This window comes from Pedobacter zeae, assembly GCF_014196715.1.
GTDB lineage: Bacteria > Bacteroidota > Bacteroidia > Sphingobacteriales > Sphingobacteriaceae > Pedobacter > Pedobacter zeae.
In genome coordinates this window covers 664,038-686,924 of the sequence record NZ_JACIEF010000003.1, presented here as the reverse complement: position 1 = coordinate 686,924, position 22,887 = coordinate 664,038, and the positions used below count along the sequence as shown (strand labels likewise).

Below are 22,887 nucleotides of genomic sequence, written 5' to 3'. Positions count from 1 at the left end.
ATCCTACACTAATTTTAAAGCTCATCTACAATATGAAAAAATACTATGCCTTAATCATCCTGTTTTTAGGAATATCTTCTGCCTATGCACAGTCTCCGGCATCTTTTGGTAAAAAAGTAAAGTACATGCCTAAATCGTACGAAAGGCCGTCAGAATCAATAAATATTAACGAAAGTACCAGCACAAGCACCTTACCCTGGATTGTTTTTTCAGACAGGGAAGATAATTATACCACTACCGCACCAGGTGGCAGCCTGATTATGAAAAAAATCAGTTTCATGGAACCATTTTATGTTTCTAAAGAAGAGAATGGTTACCTGAAACTCATTAAGTATAAAGCCGGTATGATCCGGGGAAGAAAGATTAACGATAAAAAAAGTGCCATTAGTTATGGCTGGATTGCAAAGTCTAAACTGCTTTTATGGCAACGCGCTTTCTCTAACCAAAAAACTGGTTATGCAGAAAAAGCTATAGGCGTTATCAATGGAAAAAATGCGTTGACAGAACCTAAATTTTATTTCGATACCACCGATTCCATCCTGGTATACAATACACCTGAACTTAAAGATCGAAGAACAAAGGTCCGTTTACACGAAATCACCTATATCTATAAGAAATCAGAAGATGGCAAAAAATACCTGATTGGTTCTGAAGATCAGCTGGTAGCCGATACCGCATTAAAAAGCATTTATGGTTGGGTTTCATCAGAGGCTGTTCATAGCTGGGGCGACCGTTTGTACATCACCTCCGTTAAACCGGGCGATTATGACAAGGACGATTCGACCGCAACAGCCATTAAAAATGGAATGGATAAAGGAACAAGCTTCGTGATCGATCCATTGTTGCTAAGGGAAAACCTGATCTTAAGAAGTGTACCCGTAGTTTCGGATGATGCGGGCGCGTACGCGGTGGGTATTGCTGCAGATGTTTATAACAAGAAAGACAATAAGATATTAACCATTAACGGTTCGGCCCTTTCTTACCAGGATTACCTGATGCTGCGCAAAAATAAAACCAAGGTAAATGTTGTTTTTGTGGTAGACGGGGGGAGCCCGATGACAAAATACCTGTCAGGAATGACGAATACCATTGCTTCTTTTGAAAATATCATGGGCGATTTTGGTAAAGGCACCAAAGTGAGCTATGGTGGTGTGGTATACCGTGGTGAAAACGGTTGCCCCTTGAAAGGAATTTTTGTAAGCCCTATCCAGGACGATTATAGGCAATTGATGACTTTCCTGTCTAACCAGGCAAAAAATACAGTAAGGTGTAATGGCGAAATTTCTGAAGAACCTGTGTTTAGCGCAATAAAAGCCGGTATCAATTTATTCAAGGCAAAAAAGAATGAAACCAATTTAATTGTGCTGATCGGTAGTACGGGAAATAACGGTGGCACAAATAATTACCTGATTAATGAGTTGAGCGAGCAGGTTGCCCTGGCTGATGCCCGCATCCTGGCCCTGCAGGTTTATAGCGACTTTAACCAGTCTTTCAACGATTTCGTTATCCAGTCGCGTAAACTGGTTTCCGAATCGGCTATCCGTGCTGCGGAATACAGAAAAAATACCATGGTTAAAGGAGAGGGCTTGAAAAGTTTCCAGCCCTATAATACCAGCTTACAGGATTCGATTTCTTATTATTTAGATTATCCAAAAAATAGTCTAATCCAGGGCGGGGTGGTTTTTCCGACCAAAGGAACCGTAAACTCTAACCAAAGTATGACCATCGCCTTACGCCGTTTTGTAAAAGAAACCAGTTCAGATATTTATAACCAGATCAGTTCGTTGGACAGTGCATTCCGTTTAACAGGGATATCGCGCAAAAACCTTTCTCCAGAGGTAGAAAGCCTTCTTCCTGAGCCCGTGGGTGCAGAGGTAGCAGACCGGATGCCTCACAATGCATTTAAATATTACAGTACGGCAAGTTTATCGCCCGATGTGGTGAAAAACAATCGCTCTACATTGCAATATGCCATTGTTTTAAACAATATGGAGTATAAACAGATTGTGGATGAATTTTCGATTATGCTGGGGGAAAACCTTCAGCAGGATCAATCCTCGTTCAGGAGCAAACTGGTTAAAAACTACGTGAATATGCCAAAGCAGTTACTGGGAATGAAAATATCATCAGGAGATATTAAAGCCATGACCCTCAGCAGTTATATTAAATTGGTAACCGGACTGCCCTTAAATAACGAGTTTTTTGCTAAGTACACGGTAAGAGATCTGAAGAATAATTCAAAAATGCCTTTAGATCAGTTTGAGAACTACATTAAATTATTAAACCAGGCGGTACAACAGATCAAAAGGGCAACACAGATTGAACAGCAGTTTGTATCGAACGGTAAAATATATTATTACATCACCGAAAACAATTTTAACCCGGCAATGTTGCCTACAACCAACTAAGGGATATGGCAGTAACAAATTTAAGCGAATCGGTAAAAACAGCCCTGCACATTGCACAGTCGCTGGCTAAAGAATACAGAAACGAAGTTTTTTCTGCCGCACATCTGCTCAGGGGCTTAATGCATAAGGATGTCGGGCTGCGCTCGTTCATAGCCTCTATAGGTAAAGATGAAGAGTACATCAGCGAATGGGCGGAAGTACGCATTGATGAACTGTCAAAATCAGCCGGTTTTACCGATAATGTAAGCGGGGCACCGGAAATTGCAGTGATATTTGAAGAGGCAGATAATGTACGTATTAAGCTTGGCCTGGATTTAATCACACCGGTTTGTGTATTAACCGCATTGGCAAAACCTGGTGTTGGATTCCAACCCGATCAGTTAAAATCGTTCCCGATTAAAGAACGCGAAATTTTAGACCTTTATGTAAAAGACGAAGAAATTTCGAGGGTTGTTTCACCGGAAAAAAGTGCATCAGCAACTGAAAACAAAAGTACAGGCAATGCACTGTATAAATATTGCCTGGATCGTTTACAGATGGTGCGTGAAGGTAAAACCGACCCGATTATCGGACGGGATAAGGAAACCAGGCAAATGATGGAGATTCTTTGCCGACGTACCAAGCCCAATGTAATTCTTACCGGTGATGCCGGCGTAGGGAAAACAGCATTGGTAGATGGTTTTGCCATTGATATTGTGAATCAGAACGTGCCTGAAAATTTAAAGCCCGTTCAGCTTTTTGAGCTCGACCTCGGTTCTTTAATCGCAGGCGCCTCGTATAAGGGAGAAATAGAAGACCGCCTTAAAAATATTATCAAGGAAATTAAACAGTTTGAAAAAGCGGTGCTCTTTATTGATGAAATTCATACCTTACTGGATAGCAAAGGACCATTGGGCGCAGGTATCGGTAATTTATTAAAACCGGAACTGGCCCGCGGAGAAATAACGGTAATCGGTGCCACAACCATTGATGAATACCGTAAAATTATCGAGCCCGAACAGGCTTTTAGCAGGCGTTTCGAAGTGTTGCAGGTGAATGAGCCAAATGAAGAAAGCACCACAAAGATGCTACAGAAACTGGCTGTTAAATATGAAGAACACCATGGCCTGAGCATCGAGCCCGATGCACTTGGAGAATGCGTACGCCTGGCTAAACGTTATATGAAAGACAGGCGGTTGCCAGATTCGGCTTTTGACCTGCTCGACAGGACAATGGCAGCCATGAAAATGATGAACGATACTTCTGATCAGGTAATTGAAAGCCTGGAGGCAGATTTAACCAGTTTAAAGGCTGGTACTGAACAATCAGAAGCAGAGAAATTTGCAGAATATAAATGGCTTTATGCTTTACTTCAGAATAAACTCAGTCCGGTATTGCTGGGCCGTTTAACTGATGAAACGCAAACCGATACTTTCGAAACAGCTGATGAATACGAAGGCTATATTGATAGCAATCTTCAGGAGCTAAAGAAATATGCATCCGAAAAAAGCGAGCGTATTACCAGGCAGGATATCGCTTCTATAGTGGCTTATAAAACAGGAATCCCAATGGGAAAACTCCAGGCGGGCGAAAAGGAAAAATTGCTCAATATGGGGCAATACCTAAAGAAACGTGTGGTAGGGCAGGATCAGGCACTCAAAGCGGTATCTGATGCCATTCTGGAATCACGTAGTGGATTAAATAAAAAAGGACAGCCAATCGGTTCTTTCTTTTTACTGGGACCAACCGGAACAGGTAAAACCGAGCTTGCCAAATCAATTGCCGAATTTTTATTTAATGACGAAAAGGCCATGATCCGCTTTGATATGTCGGAGTTTAAAGAAGAGCACAGTGCTGCATTGCTTTATGGAGCGCCTCCTGGTTATGTAGGTTACGAAGAAGGTGGTTTGCTGGTAAATAAGATCAGGCAACAGCCATACTCCGTACTGCTTTTTGATGAGATTGAAAAAGCACACCCATCGGTTTTTGATACTTTTTTACAGATTCTGGATGAGGGGCACATGCACGACCGTTTGGGTAAAGAAGGAGATTTCAGCAATTCGCTCATCCTGTTTACCTCAAACATCGGTAGTGAATGGATTGCAGAACAGATCGGTAAAGGTGTTATTCCTGCTTCTAACCAGCTGATGGAAGTAATGGCAGGTCATTTCCGCCCCGAGTTTTTGGCAAGGATATCTGAAATTGTTCCTTTTGCACCAATTAATGAAAATAATGTAGTTCGCATTTTCGAGATCCAGTTAAGCAGTTTGGTGCAGTCGCTGAATAAAATGGGAATCGAATTTGAAATTGCAGAAGATGCCAAAAAAATGATTGCACTGGATGGCTTTACACCTAAATACGGTGCAAGGCAGTTATCAGCAGTAATCCGTAACTTGCTTCGCCGTCCGATTTCAAAATACATCATTTCGGGCGAACTTAAAAAAGGTTCGAAGATTATCGTAAGCAAACATGCTGAAGAAGACCGGTTGGAATGGAGTATTATTCAGCCGGAAGCGGCAACATTGGAACAAAAATTGAGTTAAAACGTTAACTGTTATATTATTATAAAAAATTAATCGTAAACCTAAATCTACATACTATGTTTAATTATGAAATTGGTGGTAACGAGCGAAAAATTGACACCTCAGAAGCTTTCGCAGAAATAGCCCACAATAAAACGCTTTTTGTACAAAAGCTTACCGATAATGATCCGATCAAACCGGAGAAAGTAGAAGGACTTAAAACAGTAAAGGAAGTATTCGAACATTATAAACCCAATGTAAAGGTAGCTTTTGAGAAACAGGATGGATCTACAGTTGGTGAAACGCTCAATTTTAACGATCTGGGCGATTTTGGTGTGAAAAACATCATCAACCAAAGTAACTACCTTACCAATGTAAACATCGAAAGAGAAATGTCTCTTAATGTAATCAAACAACTAAAATCAAACAAAACCCTAAAAGCTACGCTTGATGATGAGGAGACTAAAACAGCCTTTATCAGTGCTTTGAAAAACTTTGTTGACGAATTGGAGCAGAATAAATAATCTAAACGCTGAAAAACATGTCAAATCCTCAAGAATTAAAACCAGAAGAAAATACAGCCCAGGCAGGCTTTAAGCCTGCTGAAACCAGGACCGTTGAAAAAACTGCACTTAAAGATAACTTAGAAAAACTGGCCCGTGTTGGCGGTTTCGATTTGCTTGAAGCAACGGTTGATGGTCTTCAGAATCTAAATCCAGAAAGGAAAGCGCGTAAGCAGATCTTTTTAACTGGCGATGAGAAAAAGAAAGAGCGCGAAGAATTGAAAAAGAAAATCCAGCTTTGGATTGATGTACTCGAATCTTCCAGCACTGTGGCTGATATGGTAGAAAAAAGTACAGAGAAACTGAACGCTGCCGAAGAAAACCTAAATAAAAATATCGCAACAGCCTTAGAAAGTACAAGAGAATTAGAGCAGGCTTACCGCTCGGTTCATTTGTTCTATAAAAACACCGAATCGGATAAACTTAAAAATGTGGTGCTTTTAAATGCATCAATGGATCAGATTAAGGATTTGGATAATCCCCGTTTCATCGAATACGTAGATGATGAATTAAAGCAGAATTACGATCGTTTGGATCTTCGTAATAACTATTCACTCATGGTGGTACCAGGTTATATGGGATCTAACAAAGTATTGGAAAGATGGGCTAAAATTGCCCACAACAATAAAGCAATGCTGGTAACCGATTTTGCCGATCTTGATCAACCCGATGATGTACTTGATCTGTTTACAGCAGCCAATTTCACCGGTGGTGATGCTTTCAGGTCTAATGTGATCATGACCTGTAACTGGTTGGTAGGCCGTGGCAAAATTGCCGAAGTTGGCGAAGAAGACGATCTTACCGTGCCGGGCTCTGCTGCCCTTGCCGGAAAAATGTACTATACCCTCATGTCGCAGGTTACTGCCGGTAAAAAACACGGTGCCATTAACGAGGTAGATGGTGTAAAGTTCGATTTAAAGAAAAGCGAAATTTCTCATCTGGAAAGGGTAGGTCTGGTTCCTATGGTAAACGAGTATGGCAAAGTAATGGCTTTCTCAGCTAAAACATTATTCAACGGCGACAATATTGGTTTGCAAACCTATTCGGTAGTGCGGGTATTCGATTATATAACCAAAGTATTGTTCGACTTCCTGAACAGAAGAGCCTTTGAAAACTGGACCTCTAAAACCGAGCAGGATCTTCGCGGCCAGATCGTAAAATTCCTGGATGGCATCCAGGGAGCCGACCGGTTGATCGAAAGATTTAAGATCATGCGTTTCGAAAGAGATGAACAACAGAAAGACAGGATCCACCTGGATATTCATATTACCCCTTATTTCCCGGCTAAGAGTTTCGTAGTAAAGCTCGATGGACATAAAGGAGAAGATGAAAATACCACCTGGAGCTCAGAGTATAATCAACAATAATTTTTTGATAACTGAAATAAAAACCCAACGCTTGCGTTGGGTTTTTTTATGGGATATGCATACACTTAACAAATTCTTTATAATTTTGTAACGCATCGGCCAGATCAGATTAATCAAAAAAAATGAAGCAAGTACTTATCCTGAATGGGGATATTGAAAAAAACGCATCTACAAATTTCCTGATTAACGCCTACAAAAAAGGGGCAGAAAGCGTTGGTGCAACAGTGAGGGAGCTGGCCATTATCGACCTGATTTTCAACTCCAACAAGCTGTTCAACAACAGGCAGATTGCAGAGCTCGAGCCCGACCTGCAAAAGGCCTTAACGGCCATCAGGCAGAGCAACCATGTGGTACTTTTTTGCCCGGTATATGTAGACCATATTCCCGCAAAGATTAAAGGCTTTTTTGACCGCCTTTTTTTGCCTGATCAGATCTTTACCTCACAACAGCAGAACATCAATAATAATTTTAGCGGCCGCTCAGCAAGAATTGTATCGATATTAGATGAAGCAACTTTTAAAGAGTGGAAGGCCAATAAGAAAACAACATACCTTTCCATTAAAAAAGTGGTATTCGAAAAATGCAGAATGAGCCCCGTGCTTACCAATACCATAGGCGAGCTGCATTCGCTTGAAAATCATTACAGCCAGAAATGGCTCAATAAGATGGAAAAATTTGGGTCACAGCTGATCTAAGCGCTTTGTGTATAAAACGTAGTCAAATAATTGCCCTATTGATTAAAAAGTTGTCCTAAAACGCTACAATTAGGGGAAAATTGCTACAGTGATATGGCTTGCTGTTAGGCCTGCAAAAATGTAACAGAAAAGATATATTCGTAATTTTCCCCGTATTTCCCACAAAAATAACTGGCAGAACTGTGTTTTTAGGCGGTTCGTTATTTTTTAGATTTTAGCTAATTACCGCTCAATAAATGCTGCTGGCGTTGTTTGGTCTAATATTTGTTTTAATTTCTTCGGTAGCGGAGGCTACAAACTTTCAATTTTTTCACCTTTAAATTTTAAAACTATGGCTTTCAAAGCTAGATTAAACTTTTCAGGCAAGGAGTACGATGTGCTTCATTGTGCCTATGCGTTAAACCGCGATGTAGATGCTAAGGGAAGACCCTCTTCCGGAGTTTACGGCGGTACCATCGACATTGAGATCGAATCCACCGAAGACACCTCAATAATCGAGGCGATGGTAAACAACCAGTACAAACCTATAACAGGAACCCTTCTGATCAAGAAAACAGAGGAAGATGCCAAAATGAAAGAAGTAAACTTCGAGGATGGCTACATTGTTAAATATTCCGAAGGGATAAACATTGTTGGTGATCACCCGATGACACTGAAGTTCCAGATTTCAGCGAGAAAGCTTAAGTTAGGAAACGCAGAGCACCTGAACGATTGGCCAAAGGCCTAGCCAGGTTAAAGGCGTAAGGTAAATTCTAAACACTAACCACCTAAGCACTAAACAGTTTAGGGGAAGAAGGTTAAGGGTTTAGGTAAATAAACACCAACCGCCATGCACTCTGCAAAAAAAAAACTATTTCATTTTTCAAAAACATTTAAACATTACTACAATGGCATTCAAAACCCGTTTAAACTTAGGATCAAAAGAATTTGATGTACTACAGTGCAGCTTTTCATTAAATAGAGATGTTGACGCAAAAGGCCGTCCGTCATCAGGTGTTTATGGTGGTACCATCCACATTGAAATCGAATCAACTGAAGATACTTCGGTTATCGAATCAATGGTAAACAACCAGTACAAACCGCTTTCAGGCAATATCGTTTTCAAAAAAGGCGAAGAAGATGCAAAGATGAAAGAGCTTTCTTTCGAAGATGGTTATATCATCCAATACAATGAGGGTATTGCTGTAAACGACAATACACCCATGACTTTAAGTTTCGTAGTATCGGCGCGCAAGCTAAAGCTGGGCAATGCAGAACACGAAAATGACTGGCCAAAAGCTTAATCATTACTAGACGTATTATATCTATGGCGCCCTGATTTTTCAGGGCGCTTTTTAATCCGTTGATATTTTATTTCCCTAACATCTACCTATTATCTTAAATTATGATTCTTTCAGTGCCTTGATCTGCTTTCAGGGTACTCAATCATAAATTAATGCTCAATTATGTCTAACGGCCTCAAATATATTGCAGTAAAGAACGATTACTACTCTGGTAAGACGTTTGATTCGGCATCCGTGCACAATACTTACCTAGACATGAATAACGGCAAAAGTGGTTTCGTTTTTATTACCCCTGCATGTTATCGTACCCAGAATTGGGTTTAGGTTTAGTTGTGATCAAGATAAATCAATATGGAAAAGAAACTCATTGCAGAAATCAATATAGAAGACAAGGAAATTACGCATTTTGCTTCCTTCAGTCTTCAACAGGCTTTTAACGAACATCATTATTTCGAACTTCGCTTTAACCACGATCGGATGGGGGCACCCGGCTTGATCAGCTTAGACGATAGTCGCGATTTTGTAGGAAAAACCTTAACCGCTTCTTTTGGGCATTCGCCAAATGGAATGCAGAATTTTGTAGGACTGGTTTCAAAGGTTGAGCTGTCGCAAAGCCATGGTTACCATGGGGTTATAATCGTGAGCGGATATAGCCCTACCATTCTAATCGATCGTGGTCCGGATCTGGGTTCCTATCTGGATAAAGACCTGAATGAGATAGTAAAACTGGCAACCAAAGATACCCCTGCAAATGATTTAAAAGTTGTTGCCAATGCTGCAAGAACCAGTACCATCGATTATATAATTCAATACCGGGAAAGCGATTTTGCTTTTCTAAACCGTCTTTCGGCCGAATACCATGAATGGCTTTTTTACGACGGCAAACAACTCAATTTCGGTAAACCCAATACACAAAAGGAAATCTCGTTGTTTTACGGCAGGGATGTGCAGGAAATGCAGTATGCAATGGAAATTGCTCCGATAAAAAACAAACGGTTTTCCTATAACCCGAAGCAGAACGAAATGCTGTTGAGTGAGAGCACCGGTAAAGTAGAAGGTACTCCAGATTTATCCCATGCGGTAAAAGCCTCGAACCTTACTTTCAGCAAAACCTTTAACCAACCTTCATTAATCAGGGTAGACAATCAAAACGATATTAAAAACCTGGTCGAAAATGAAGAAAAGGCCAATACCAGCGAACTTTTAAAAGTAACGGCCAGGGGCGATAATGCGGGTTTAAGCATCGGGAGCATTGCCGAAATAACGATGAGCCTGCGAAAAGAACTTGCTTTTACTACCGAAAGTTTGGGTAAATTTCTGATTACCAGCATTACACACCATATCGACGAAAACGGTAAATACCACAATACTTTCGAAGGGAAAATCGCTACAACCGAGCGTATCCTGGTAAAGAATTTTGAAAAACCCCAGCCCGATATGCAGCTGGCCGACGTGATCGATAATAACGATCCGCAGGGCCAGGGCCGGATCAAGGTAAGATTTAAATGGGAATGTTTAACCAACGATGTAACCGAATGGCTACGCGTGGTTACGCCTAGTGCTGGGATTGGTGACAGGGGTAACAACCGCGGGTATTTTGCCATTCCCGAAATCGACGATCAGGTGATGGTTGCTTTCGAAGAAGGAAATATTGCAAGGCCGGTGGTAATAGGAAGTGTATACCACAGTTCGAGCGTAGACAGCAGTCCACTCATTCAGAACAACCTTAAAAGTATTATTACCAGGAGCGGGCACCTGATCGAATTTGACGATAACCAGCAAACACAAGGCATTAAAATTACGGATATCCACAATAACATCATCCATATCGATACAAAAGGGAATAACATTACCATTACCGCTTTAGAAAACATGACTTTGAACTGTAAGAACATGCAGATCAATGTACAGGAGAATATGGATGTGAGTGTAGGGCAAGATCAAAGTACAAGTGTCGGAAATAATCAAAGCACTTCTGTTAACAACGATATTTCGACTGTTGCAGGAAGTAATTATTCATTAAGCGCTACCGGGGAAATTCGGGAAAACTCAGATAACCGCACAGAATTTGTAGCCAAAGATTTTGTCAGACAGGCAGAAATATCTAATGAACTGGCCGGTGAAATTACTTTATTCAGCCAGAAAGAAAACATGACATTGCAAAGTGGTAAGACCGTTGAGGTTAACAGCGCGGAGAAATCAAAACTGTTTTAAGTTATGGCGATTAAAAAACAATGCACAAATATGCGGATCACCGTAAAAGCAGATTATAATCTTTTGGTCGGAAATTGCTTTAAAAAAATGGCCGACCGGATAAATGTTGAAGCAAAAAGTAAAAACCTTTTTCTGGTGAGCAATAAAAAAGTAGTAAGTGAAGGTGGTAAATCAAGTTAATTATGGCAAACGTCACATTTGGAAACTATACCCCACAGGAAGATCCTAAAGACACCTTGCAATATGTTTATTATACACGTGAGGGAGAATATCTTGGCGGCATTGTTGGGAGTGCTAAAATCTTTGTAACAACCAAAGAAAAGTATGACCAGGCTGCGGCCGCAAAAAATTGGGAATCTTTGAACGATGATGCAAATCTGGTTAAATACGATGGGAAAGCCCTCAGCCATTCAGATTTCAGGTACATTGCTTACATTGTCAGTCATGAATCAGGTAATGCTGATATAAAAGAACTCCGGTGTGTAGCCTTTACCAGTCGTAACAGGGCGGTTTCTACAAAAAAAACATGGCGGTCGCTACTTGCTTCAGGGTATTCCTCTGTACCAAATAAGAAGGAACTGCCGGATAAAAACGATGAAAAATCAAAACTGGCGAGGTATGCGGTATTGGATGTTTGTTTCGGGATAAAAGATATTACAGATGGTGCCGAATTTTGGGATGGAACAGATTTTCTTGCCTGGGGTAATTCTGAAACAAATCCATATAACAAATTGGGTCAAAATAAATTTGATGAATACAAATTTGTAGAAATTCCGAAAGCCATTTATGATGATTTTGTTGCTGCAAACGGTACTTCTGCCAGATACAAAGATAAAGGTAACCATGATGCCGCCACAGACCAGGGTACACACGAGCACTTGAAAAAGAAAGTTAAAAAACCAGTACTTGGCCCTGACGGTAAGCAGGTAAAAGGTGCCGATGGAAAATCACAATTTAAAGAAGTTGAATTGCCTGACAGAATTAAATATGCTGTCCCATCAGCCGATTTTCAAGATCAGCAATATTGGACAAGCGGCAATTTTTATTACGAAACCAACGTAAAAACTACGAATGGTATTTCTGCTACGATTACTGCCGGAAAAAGTATTTTCTGGAAAATAACACCCAACCGTTTAACGGCTGCAACAACAAAATAAATATGAATAAGCTGTTATTAGTATTCACCCTCCATTTGATGACCGTTTTTTCTGTAACTGCACAACAATTACAGAAAAAAACTAATGCCTATAACGGAATTTTATTAACCCGATTAACTGAAGTTAAAACTAAGCAAGGCAACGAAAGGGATACCTGCAAAATCCTGTACCTTCAAAACAGCTCAAAAGACAGCCTATTGGTATACAAAATTGCAGAAGGTATAATTTCTGAAGCCACTGCTTATAGTTTAACAGGAAACGGCAAAGGCCTTAATTTAAATGCTAAGTCGGTATTAAATAATTCAGAAACGGCAGATGGGTGGCAAATTACATTTTCAGATGCTGAGCATTTAATGCGGGTTAACCAGGATCATTATGTGCTTTATCCTAAATTTTATGCGTCTGTTAAACAAGAAATAAATACCAAACATTCAATTATTGGGTTATTTGATCTTTTAGAAGATTATCTGGAGGATTATTCCATTCGTGATATTTATCCAGTGTTATTATCCGAAAATCGTGCAAGGTGGAGTAAGACTATTCAAAAAGCTAAAATTACAACTCAAAGGAGCCAGTCAGACTTAAAAGACACCTGGGATGCTAAATATGTATATAACAGCCTGGACAAACTGAAGTCAATTAAAGCCGCATCAGCAGAGGAAACGCATTTTAGTAAGAAAATGAGTTATGTCAACTCCGGTACCATTAAGATGGACATTTATCGAAATACCGAAGATCGTCAGATTATATCCAGGCAGGTTATCTATTCTCCTTTAAAAATCAACCAGCTAAAAATAACAGATCAGGTTGAAGAAACGGGCCAAAATAAAGAAACCATACTCATTACAACAATCAATAAAAAAAAAATAGGAAAGGTAAAATCCCTATACCTCTCTCCGGTAGAGGTAAAGCAACTGGTTAAACAATTTAAATGAATATAAGCTATGTAACATGATGATAAAGGGGGCTATCCGATTAATTTTCAGCATTATATGTTTGTGGCTTAGCACGATTTTTAAAAATATTAAGATAACTATTGTAATGGAGTGGTTTTAAATCCACTCAGATTGTAACAGCGATAAAATGGACATTTCAAATAAAACGATATATTATTCGGGTGTAAATGCACTTCGCTTGGAATGGCCGGCAGAACTGTCGGTAAAATACGGTGTTCTGATCACCTTTAACGAAGGTGAAGAAAATAGCAACGAGGTAAAATACGAAGCAAAAGTGACCAGGTTAAAACCGGGCACAGAAGGTCAGCCATTATTTCAGATCGAGCGGGTTAGTGATGTATTTGTTAATGAAATGCTTCCTGACCTGGTGGCCGACCGTTTAGCCTATGCCCTGGGTAAAGTATTTTATCCGCTGGTAATTACCGTAGATCAGAATGGTGGTTTTCAAAACATTTATAACCACCAGGAAATCTTAAAAAGATGGCCCACAGTTAAAAAAAGGGTTCTCGATAATTTTGAAGGCAGCCTGGTTGAAAAATATATCGAACGCATGGAGAAACAGCTTGCCAACCAAGACAGCATACAATTTGCGTTTTTGAACGATTGGTTTATCCAGGCTTTTTTTAAACCGCTTTATAAAGAATATGGACAGCACCGTATTACCGGATCCATATATAAATTTCCGCTGGTAAAAGATTTTAATGTTGAAGGTTATATAACCGAAGAAAAACTAAGCGGAGAAACCAACAGTTTTGGCGCGATAGAATTATGGCATAAGGGTGTAGTTAAGCCCTTAGCAGATGATTTGTATATCGCAAACAGGGCAGCAGGTGAGTATGAAGGCTATTATCTTTTACATCCAAAATACAGAAGGATCATCTCGGTGGTTTCTGATTTTAGTTATGGCGCACCTGTAGGATCAAAAGCGAAGGTGAAAATTACAGTGATCCCGGAGGATGGATTGGAATTTGATCACGATTTTGAATTAGATACCAATGTTAAGGGTATGTCGGTAACGGAAATGGTAGTAGTTGATGGGCAAAGGCCGAGAAAAGGATTTTGGGGCCGTTTACTAAATAACTAGAACATGGCAGAGAAACATATTGTAGTTCAGGGGGCACAATGTATGTGCAAATTTGGATCGGCGCCAGATAAGCTCAAGGTGCTTACGCATACCAAAGAGTACGCGAACGATAAAGACGGAAGTCAGAAATCAATCGCAACAACAAAAGATATCGGCGCAACTTTCGAAAAAAACATGTTCGGATCATGCTCCAAAATGAACAATAAACCCTGCAATGCAGTGGTTACAAAATGGTCGGGTTTTTATGAAGAAACCATATTAAGTAATGGCGGGAAGATCCTGCTTGAGGATAGTAAGGCCACCTGCCCTGTAGGCGGTTCAGATTGTATTGAAATCATCCAGCACGGGCAAAAAGCAGAGGCTTCGAAACAAAACTTTGATAATGCAGATAAAAACGTACAATCACAGCTCAACCCCATGTCAGAATCTTTAGATGAATCTGCAGATAATTCTGAAGGCGTTGAAGCAAATGTTAAAGCATAAGCTATGGCAAAGGGAATTAAGAAAATTGTTTGGACCGGCGAAGGTAACGTATATAATGCATCTAAAGGATCAATACCGGGTCAGTTAGTGGTAGTTGCCCCAAGTCAGGATATTTGGTTCAAAATTGGGGAATGGCAGCCCGGAACCACAGAGCAGGATAAAACTAAGAATATAAAATGGGCAATTTTTAACCCAAAAGGGATTATTGATTTTCAGAAAACGATCCCAAGCAATTTTAAATATGGATTTAAAATTCCACCAAAACTTTGTGGCCCGTATTTATGGTATATAGAAGCGAGCTGGAGTGGGAATTTCGATGGCAAATCAGGCCTGAAGATCAGGGGCGAATCGCCGGCAAGGATTGTAAGTAGTAAATGGTCGCAGAATGAAGGCGGACCCGATGTAAGGAAAACCTATCAGTTTTCTTATGGCGAACTGATCTGGCTGAGGTTAACCACTGAAGGGTTGAATGGCTATCAGAACGTAGAGGTTCGTGTATTCAGAAAATTGCGGAGCATGATGGGACTGTGGCCCAAAGACGACGAAGTAACCCGTAAAATTTATAGGGTAAACGTAATTGATGGCGAAATCAATTTAAAAATTCCCAACACCTACTCCTGGTATCAATCGATGAAAGACAGGGAAGATGTAGAAGAATTTTATGTACGCGTGGTACACCCGGTAACAGGTAAATATATTGAAGATACGGGTGGTAAGGGCGATACTGCCCACGCCCGTTTTTTGAGGATAAAAGACAAGGTGAAATCGCAGGTGATAGAAGCACCTCAGAACAGGACACCGGTTACCATTTATCAACCCGATAAGAATGAGGCCAGGTTTGAGCTTTGCAAGTTTGAGCAGATCAATATTACCGAAGCAGGAGGTAAGCCTGTTCTTATCTTCGATAACGGAAAGGGTGTTAAAAATATTAGTGATAAAAGGGAAAAAACGCTCGAATCTATTTATTTTAAATTCGATAGTACTGAACTATTACCCGAAAGCTTAAAACAGCTGAATAATATTCTGCAGTTCCTGTTAGAGCATAGGCATAGTACCATCCAACTTGATGGTTTTGCGTGTGTAATCGGTAAACAGAACCATAACAATATATTATCAGAAAACAGAGCCAAAACGGTCAAAGAGTTTTTTATCAAAGGGAAGCTCGATCCTAGCCGTATCAAAACGATTGGCCATGGCGAAGTAAATCCTACCGATGATAAAATGGGGCGCGATAATATCAAATATAAAGATGAATACGATTATACCAACAATAGAAGGGTAGATATTACATTTGAATATTACGGCCATAATGCGCGCACAATCATTTACCAGACAATATTAGGTAGTACGCCCAAGAATGTTCTATTACAACCAGTTAATTTCGATACCAAGGCTTGTTTTATTAGGAAAAAACATAATAAAATAATTACACTATACAATCTTAATGAGAAAAAAGCGCAAAATGAAGGGAATATTACTATCCCTGCAGTGTCGCTATTAAGCAAAGGTAATCCAATGCCTTTGCAGTATATATGGCCAATGTACAATATTATAGAAACTGTTTCATTCAGCTCGGCTAATGATTATTATGTACACATCCATTCATGTAGATATTATTCGGTAGAAAATAATCCGACAGTTTTAGTCAAAGTTTATCCTGATATCAAATGGACTTTGACATTTTTTATCAATCTCACCAATGACTTAAGCGTTAAATGGCAAAATCAGCCTGCTGCAAAGCATAAAGAATTGCAGAGTAAAGCAGGCAAGATTGGTGCTGAAAGAAGATGGAAACAAAAGGACGCATCTTTTGGATTTAGCCTTAAGGGCGAATGGGATAAAAATAATAATAGTTATCAAAGAAGTAAAGAACTGAAAGCGGAATACGAAACTAAATTTAAAAAGCTTTTTGATCTTTTTGCCTCTGTAGGTGCAATGTCCGATGGAATAACAAATAAAACCAAAGGCCAGGTCAGAAATATAGGCTTCAAAGGATTACCTATGACTTTCGCTGTTAAACCTCCAAATCTCAACCTCAAAGGAGAATGGAATTTGGAAAAAACAAAAACAGATAAGATAGGAACCAAGGTAGATATCTCCTTCAATGCTGAACCATTAATTGGTTTAGAGATGACTATAGATCTTCTTTGTACTGCCGTAGGATTGGTTGCTGGAGCAGTTAGCGGAGGAACTGCAGCTCCCGGAGCTGTAAGACTTTATGGATTCATAAAGGATAAAGTAAATACAGGCATAGAATTTGGTAACGATGATTTTGGTGCTAAAGTAAGTGCTGATGTTTATATCGATCTTGTTATTTCGAGTATGATAAAAACTAATATTGGTTTTTCTTTCAATACAGCAAGTGATAAAAGTGATGAAGAAAGTAAATTGGAACTAACAAATACACTTAAAGTTGAGCTAAAAGCAGGTGTTTGGGCTAAGGCAGAAACTAATTTAGTAATTGTTAAAGTCGAAGGTTATTTTGAAATGAGTGGAAAAGGATATGCCTCTGTCACATTTGGCCATGGAGTGAAATATGATAGGATGGGTTTAAATTATCGACCACAATTGGGATTTGATGGATTGAATGCTGAATATGTGATCAAGGGAAAAGTAGGAATGTCAGCAAAAAAGAAAATTCCAAAAAACGGAAATAAAAAACCAGGAAAGGTGAAAGGTAGTAGTGAAGACGAAGGTATCATTGCAGAAGGCAAGTATAATGAAGTGATTCCAAAATTTGATGTGATCAAAAGTTTGGAGGAACTTTTCGGAATCAGTGCCAATATTCCATTAATTAAAAATTAATCATATGAAAAAGATAGTTTTAATATTTCTGTATTTTACAACGTGTTTATCATGTCGATCGCAAGAAAAGATTGATCTTGAAAAAATTAACTTTGCAAAGAATTATAAAGAAATCCTAAATAATACCAAGTTTCAGACAGATGTCCGAGAAATTGTTACTACACTTCCTGTAGCATATACTAAAGATGTTAAACAATATAAATTTGGGAATATCTCTTTTGTAAATAGTAAAGAAACTTCTATAAAAAGTTCTTCCGTTGGAGTATTAATTAATAATACTACAAAGCGTCTTACCTGCGGTATTAAAATAGAGATAGAGGACACATCTATCAGTAATGAACTTTTAACTTATTTAAAGTCACAATATAAAGCCCCGACAATACTTTCCAGAATTCCGCAAAAAAACAGTGAAGGAAAAGTGTTGGGAAATGCAGCTTATTATTGGACTTTGAAAGATAAAACTCTTGTGCTTGTTCAGTATTATGAATACACGAATAATAAACCAAATATTTCTTCTATTCTATATTCTGTAGACAATCAGGTAACAACTTCAGATGGGCATAAAAATGTTGTTTCGCTTATTATTAGGACATTTACTCCTTAGCAAATTTAGATTTAACATAATTGTCAACTAATAATATATGAAACAGCCATATTACATTATCGATTTTAGTGCATCGGCATGCTTGTTTGAAATTAGAGTAAATGATTACCCGGTTATTCACATGAACGTTGAAGGTCAGGTTGCGAGTAATATCCCTATCAATTATGCGATATTAAAAAGCGGTATTCAGTTTATATCTGTCACGATTTTACCTAATTTGGGGGATTTGGAATTACATCCTAAATCGGAAGTAAAATTTAATATAAAACTTTTTGATTGTACTAGTGATTTTGTTTTTGATCAACAGTTTGGAGAATACCAGTCAGAAATAGTAGGGGAGAAAAAAATCCCAGTATTAAAATATGTAAATTCTTTCAAAGCTGAGGTTCCTTATCAATTGGAGGCCTGGCAAAAAGGCAAAAACCTTAAAAATATTAAGGATTGCAGAGAAAAACTTGAATTAGCTTACAGAAAAGTGATTAGAATGATTATGGATGGCCGGTTTGATGATTATAATAAACTGATTTCCAAAAGAGAAGAAAATATGGCTATTTCTATGTATTTATCAAAGGGTGAGTCAAATGCGAGGGTAGCAGAACTCATTGCCGATTTTAAATCTGGATTTAAAATCTCTAATATTCCAAAAGATTCTTTAATGTTTTTATGTGCAGATAACAAAGTTGCTTTTTTAAAAAAATTGAATGGAGAATCTGCGTTATGTTTAGAGAATAACGAAACACAGGAAGAGTTAATGTTAGATATTTCATTCTATATCCCAGAAGGAAAAGAAGAGTTTGAAGTGATTTAGTTAGGTTCTAAAAGATCAAATAAGAGCATCAGGGAAAGCCGCAATCAATTTTAATCATAGATTAAAATATGATGATAAAGCAATATAATATAGACATAATTAATGAGGATAAATTGATTGTAACTTTTATAATGAGAGCTCAGGTTGGCATTTCGATAAAAAGAGATAAAAAATATTACGCTTACGGATTACTATAAAAAAGCAAACCTTATTCTTGATGCACTCGTGTTTCCTCGAGCGATGGACTTTTGGTGGCGAAAAATCTGAATATATAAGAGTTAAATAATCACGAATAATTATCTCCTTGAAATATTTAAAGTGAAAATAAAATTATTGTCATTCGCTTTATTACTTGTAATGTTAACACTTGCCTGTAAGAAAGAGGTTATAGATATTGCTCAGTTAGCTCTCGATAAACCATTAGATATTGATTTGAATGGTTATGCGTCGCGGGTCAAAAACCAAAATGGACATATCGAAGCGGCAACTGACGGTTTTAAAACGGTTGATAAAGGTGAGAAAGTAGTGTGTTACTATTTTGCCGGTAATAAAGATATAACTTTTGAAAAGGCTAAAATTGATGATGTTTTAGAGACCAAAGTAATAACCTATAATGGTATAGTGAGTTTTATAGGGGTTCATCCTGATAACAGAGATGCCGTAAGTCTGCTTAAATATTTGCTTAAAACTCATTCTACCCCCGATTCAGTGTCTTATGATACCACAAAATTCATAGATTCAGAAAAGGAAACAGCTAATGTTCTGAAAGATGCAATGCCAGGTCTGGTGAAAGAGGTTGCAGATGAATTCGATAATAAGTCAACTCAATACCCCCAACAGTTATTTTGGAGTAAAAACAATATACTTACCCATATTACATTAGATCCGACAAATGCACATCTCAATATGTCTGTTAAGATTATAACCAAACAAGCGTATATGGGGCATATTGTTCAAGAATATGCTAAACCCCTATTTAAAGAGTACGACAGTCCGTTTGCACACCTTTTTAAAAATAATAAGTTACAGGATAAAAACACGGAAAAACAGTAAAGGAAGTTTTTGGTTTGTCCGTTAATTTTTATCGATGCAAATTGTGGAGCATGACTACAAGCTGTCTTGAAATACTACAATATTCTTCAGGGTAGTGTGTAATTGGAATGAGACATCCGGTGTTTTTGAAAAAAATACATTTTTTTCCTGGATATAAATCTGCATTTCCATCACCTTAATAGCCGTTTTTTGAAAAAAGGCTGGCTGTTATTCGTTTAAAATGAGCTGTATACACAATAATTGGCTTAATTATTGGTTTATATATAATGTAGCGGAGGCTACAAACTTTCAGATTTTTCACCTTTAAATTTTAAAACTATGGCTTTCAAAGCTAGATTAAACTTTTCAGGCAAGGAGTACGATGTGCTTCATTGTGCCTATGCGTTAAACCGCGATGTAGATGCTAAGGGAAGACCCTCTTCCGGAGTTTACGGCGGTACCATCGACATTGAGATCGAATCCACCGAAGACACCTCAATAATCGAGGCGATGGTAAACAACCAGTACAAACCTATAACAGGAACCCTTCTGATCAAGAAAACAGAGGAAGATGCCAAAATGAAAGAAGTAAACTTCGAGGATGGCTACATTGTTAAATATTCCGAAGGGATAAACATTGTTGGTGATCACCCGATGACACTGAAGTTCCAGATTTCAGCGAGAAAGCTTAAGTTAGGAAACGCAGAGCACCTGAACGATTGGCCAAAGGCCTAGCCAGGTTGAAGGTGTAAGGTAAATTCTAAGCACTAACCAGTTTAGGGAAGTAGGTTAAGGGTTTAGGTAAATAAACACCAACCGCCATTCACTCTGCAAAAAAACTATTTCATTTTTCAAAAACATTTAAACATTACTACAATGGCATTCAAAACCCGTTTAAACTTAGGATCAAAAGAATTTGATGTACTACAGTGCAGCTTTTCATTAAATAGAGATGTTGACGCAAAAGGCCGTCCGTCATCAGGCGTTTATGGTGGTACCATCCACATTGAAATCGAATCAACTGAAGATACTTCTGTTATCGAATCAATGGTAAACAACCAGTACAAACCACTTTCAGGCAATATCGTTTTCAAAAAAGGCGAAGAAGATGCAAAGATGAAAGAGCTTTCTTTCGAAGATGGTTATATCATCCAATACAATGAGGGTATTGCGGTAAACGACAATACACCCATGACTTTAAGTTTCGTCGTATCGGCGCGCAAGCTAAAGCTGGGCAATGCAGAGCACGAAAATGATTGGCCAAAAGCTTAATCTGCTATAAAACATTATTAACTGCCTGCAATGCGCGGCAGTTAATAATGTTTTTTGTGAGGTGTGATAAAAAAGAGCTACCTATGGCTACCGATTTAGAATACATTAAGCTATTTAATTCCTGCATAATAACGCCATTAAAATCTGCAGAAATTAACCGGATTATTGATGATAAAATCTTAAACAATAAATCACGGTATCAGGCCGTACGTAATAAACTGCTCAGTCTGAACGAATATACTTATCGCAATGCCTGTTTTCTGACCGAACCCGACGATAATTTTATTAAACGAAACCCCAGGATTGCCAATAGCACTTTTAGCAGGACTTTTTCCGAAGCTGGTCTTTTTTCCGAAGGTACGGGTATACCTTGGTATTTTATCGCCTGTATACATTACCGCGAAAGCAGTTCGGATTTTACCAAGCACCTGCACAACGGCGATCCGCTGAGCAGCTTTACCCGGCAGTATCCCGCTAATCGTCCAAAAGTTAGTCACGGTCCACCTTTTACTTTCGAAGAAAGCGCGGTTGATGCTTTGAAGTTACGTGGCCTGGATAAAGAAACGGTTTGGTCGCTACCAAAGGTTTTATTGCGTTTAGAACAATATAATGGTATAGCTAGGGCCTACGAAAAAAATCACATCAACTCGCCTTACTTATGGGGTGGCTCCAACCTGTACACCAAAGGCGGTTTCGCAAGAGACCATGTCTTTAGTCTCGATTATGTAAATAAACAGATTGGAACAGCCGTTATTTTAAAAGCGATGGAAAACAGGGGTTTAATCAACATACCAAGGCAGTAACATGAAAACAGTAGTCCTCTTTTTGATTTCGCTGGTTCTTTTTTTTTCCTCCTGTGGGGCAAAACATGAAAATGAGCGGCAATCTAGCCCTTACGTTACCGGTTCTGCCAATATTGGCAACGAGCAAAAAACAGTCTCTGCCGAAAGCGATTCACTTAAAAAATTAGCCGCAAACATGGTGGCTTCAAGGGAAACCTATATTAAAGATGGCAGTACAACGGCAGAAGATATATTTATTAAAGCCTTAATCGAACAGCTGAAAAAGCCAGGGGCTTATGAAAAGGACTTTGCAGGTTTAAAGGCGTACGAGATCAACATATTAAATGCCGACGATCGGAAACTGAGGCTTTTCTACTGGCTTTCGCCTTATTCGGGTTCAATGTGGCACGTGCAGAACATCGTCCAGTATAAAGATGAAAACAATACCCTGAGGGCAGTTGCTTTTAACAGCCTTTATAAAGATAAAGATGATGAGGGAAGCCCCACACCATTTTTTGATCACATTTATGCTTTAGCTACCTCACCCCAGAAAACCTATCTTTTTACGGGTTACGGGCAGATGAGCGGAACCGAACCCTATAGTGTAAGCCATACCTTAGTGATCAAAGGGGCTAATTGTAGCATTAACCAACCCTTATTTAAGGTGGGGAAAGGAGATCAGACCCAGTTGTTTGCTGCTGCAGAATTAAAAGAAGACCAGGATAAAGAAAAGCTTCTTTCGCAATTGGCCATCACCTATAATCCAACAGATAAAACCATCAGCTATCCTGAAGTCGATGAAAGCAAATATGGAACTTTTTATAATGGGAAAAGAAATACCCTCACCTTTCGCGACGGAATGTTTAAGTAGTG

The 22,887-nt window shown here is 38.8% G+C and carries 21 protein-coding genes; all 21 read left to right on the top strand.

Annotated features, from left to right (window positions below):
* Positions 1–32 precede the first annotated feature (32 nt).
* The 21 genes from tssR to GGQ60_RS15915 all read left to right on the top strand — a co-directional run bounded on the left by tssR (position 33) and on the right by GGQ60_RS15915 (position 22,885).
* Entirely contained in the window at positions 33–2,408 is a 2,376-nt protein-coding gene (tssR, locus tag GGQ60_RS16015; protein WP_183766264.1) for a type VI secretion system protein TssR domain-containing protein, read from the top strand.
* Positions 2,409–2,413: 5 nt separating this feature from the next.
* Positions 2,414–4,930 (top strand): ATP-dependent Clp protease ATP-binding subunit, encoded by a 2,517-nt coding sequence (locus GGQ60_RS16010; protein ID WP_183766262.1) that lies wholly within the window; start codon positions 2,414–2,416, stop codon positions 4,928–4,930.
* Positions 4,931–4,986: 56 nt separating this feature from the next.
* Positions 4,987–5,433 carry a hypothetical protein gene (locus GGQ60_RS16005; protein WP_183766261.1) on the top strand — a complete coding sequence of 149 codons (447 nt, stop codon included), beginning with the start codon at positions 4,987–4,989 and terminating at the stop codon, positions 5,431–5,433.
* A 17-nt stretch (positions 5,434–5,450) separates the two neighbouring features.
* The gene (locus tag GGQ60_RS16000) at positions 5,451–6,839 is read left to right on the top strand and encodes a DUF5458 family protein (protein ID WP_183766260.1); all 1,389 of its coding nucleotides are present in this window, start codon (positions 5,451–5,453) and stop codon (positions 6,837–6,839) included.
* A 122-nt stretch (positions 6,840–6,961) separates the two neighbouring features.
* A complete protein-coding gene (locus GGQ60_RS15995) occupies positions 6,962–7,534 on the top strand; it encodes an NAD(P)H-dependent oxidoreductase (RefSeq protein ID WP_183766259.1) in 573 nt (190 codons plus the stop codon).
* A 331-nt stretch (positions 7,535–7,865) separates the two neighbouring features.
* Positions 7,866–8,261: a type VI secretion system tube protein TssD gene (gene tssD, locus GGQ60_RS15990; RefSeq protein ID WP_025141859.1), complete on the top strand. Its 396-nt coding sequence runs from the start codon at positions 7,866–7,868 to the stop codon at positions 8,259–8,261.
* Between the two features lie 160 nt (positions 8,262–8,421).
* Positions 8,422–8,817 (top strand): type VI secretion system tube protein TssD, encoded by a 396-nt coding sequence (gene tssD / locus GGQ60_RS15985; protein ID WP_167296071.1) that lies wholly within the window; start codon positions 8,422–8,424, stop codon positions 8,815–8,817.
* A 351-nt stretch (positions 8,818–9,168) separates the two neighbouring features.
* On the top strand, positions 9,169–11,031 hold the full coding sequence (locus GGQ60_RS15980) for a type VI secretion system Vgr family protein (protein WP_183766257.1): 1,863 nt from the start codon (positions 9,169–9,171) through the stop codon (positions 11,029–11,031).
* 3 nt (positions 11,032–11,034) lie between these two features.
* The gene (locus GGQ60_RS15975; RefSeq protein WP_183766255.1) at positions 11,035–11,211 is read left to right on the top strand and encodes a hypothetical protein; all 177 of its coding nucleotides are present in this window, start codon (positions 11,035–11,037) and stop codon (positions 11,209–11,211) included.
* Between the two features lie 2 nt (positions 11,212–11,213).
* Complete coding sequence (locus GGQ60_RS15970) at positions 11,214–12,188, top strand: hypothetical protein (protein ID WP_183766253.1); 975 nt, start codon at positions 11,214–11,216, stop codon at positions 12,186–12,188.
* A 2-nt stretch (positions 12,189–12,190) separates the two neighbouring features.
* Positions 12,191–13,123 (top strand): hypothetical protein, encoded by a 933-nt coding sequence (locus GGQ60_RS15965; RefSeq protein ID WP_183766251.1) that lies wholly within the window; start codon positions 12,191–12,193, stop codon positions 13,121–13,123.
* A gap of 148 nt (positions 13,124–13,271) precedes the next feature.
* Positions 13,272–14,228 (top strand): hypothetical protein, encoded by a 957-nt coding sequence (locus GGQ60_RS15960; protein WP_183766249.1) that lies wholly within the window; start codon positions 13,272–13,274, stop codon positions 14,226–14,228.
* A gap of 3 nt (positions 14,229–14,231) precedes the next feature.
* On the top strand, positions 14,232–14,711 hold the full coding sequence (locus GGQ60_RS15955; RefSeq protein WP_183766247.1) for a DUF4280 domain-containing protein: 480 nt from the start codon (positions 14,232–14,234) through the stop codon (positions 14,709–14,711).
* Between the two features lie 3 nt (positions 14,712–14,714).
* The gene (locus GGQ60_RS15950) at positions 14,715–17,516 is read left to right on the top strand and encodes an OmpA family protein (protein ID WP_183766245.1); all 2,802 of its coding nucleotides are present in this window, start codon (positions 14,715–14,717) and stop codon (positions 17,514–17,516) included.
* A 4-nt stretch (positions 17,517–17,520) separates the two neighbouring features.
* Positions 17,521–18,120, top strand: coding sequence for a hypothetical protein (locus tag GGQ60_RS15945; RefSeq protein ID WP_183766243.1), 600 nt, complete (start codon positions 17,521–17,523; stop codon positions 18,118–18,120).
* Between the two features lie 37 nt (positions 18,121–18,157).
* Complete coding sequence (locus GGQ60_RS15940; protein WP_183766241.1) at positions 18,158–18,928, top strand: hypothetical protein; 771 nt, start codon at positions 18,158–18,160, stop codon at positions 18,926–18,928.
* Positions 18,929–19,246: 318 nt separating this feature from the next.
* Positions 19,247–19,981: a hypothetical protein gene (locus GGQ60_RS15935; RefSeq protein ID WP_183766239.1), complete on the top strand. Its 735-nt coding sequence runs from the start codon at positions 19,247–19,249 to the stop codon at positions 19,979–19,981.
* Positions 19,982–20,299: 318 nt separating this feature from the next.
* Positions 20,300–20,695, top strand: coding sequence for a type VI secretion system tube protein TssD (gene tssD, locus GGQ60_RS15930; protein ID WP_025141859.1), 396 nt, complete (start codon positions 20,300–20,302; stop codon positions 20,693–20,695).
* Positions 20,696–20,836: 141 nt separating this feature from the next.
* Positions 20,837–21,232, top strand: coding sequence for a type VI secretion system tube protein TssD (gene tssD / locus GGQ60_RS15925; protein WP_167296071.1), 396 nt, complete (start codon positions 20,837–20,839; stop codon positions 21,230–21,232).
* A gap of 83 nt (positions 21,233–21,315) precedes the next feature.
* Positions 21,316–22,035 carry a hypothetical protein gene (locus GGQ60_RS15920; RefSeq protein ID WP_183766237.1) on the top strand — a complete coding sequence of 240 codons (720 nt, stop codon included), beginning with the start codon at positions 21,316–21,318 and terminating at the stop codon, positions 22,033–22,035.
* Between the two features lies 1 nt (position 22,036).
* Positions 22,037–22,885: a hypothetical protein gene (locus tag GGQ60_RS15915; protein ID WP_183766235.1), complete on the top strand. Its 849-nt coding sequence runs from the start codon at positions 22,037–22,039 to the stop codon at positions 22,883–22,885.
* Positions 22,886–22,887 lie beyond the last annotated feature (2 nt).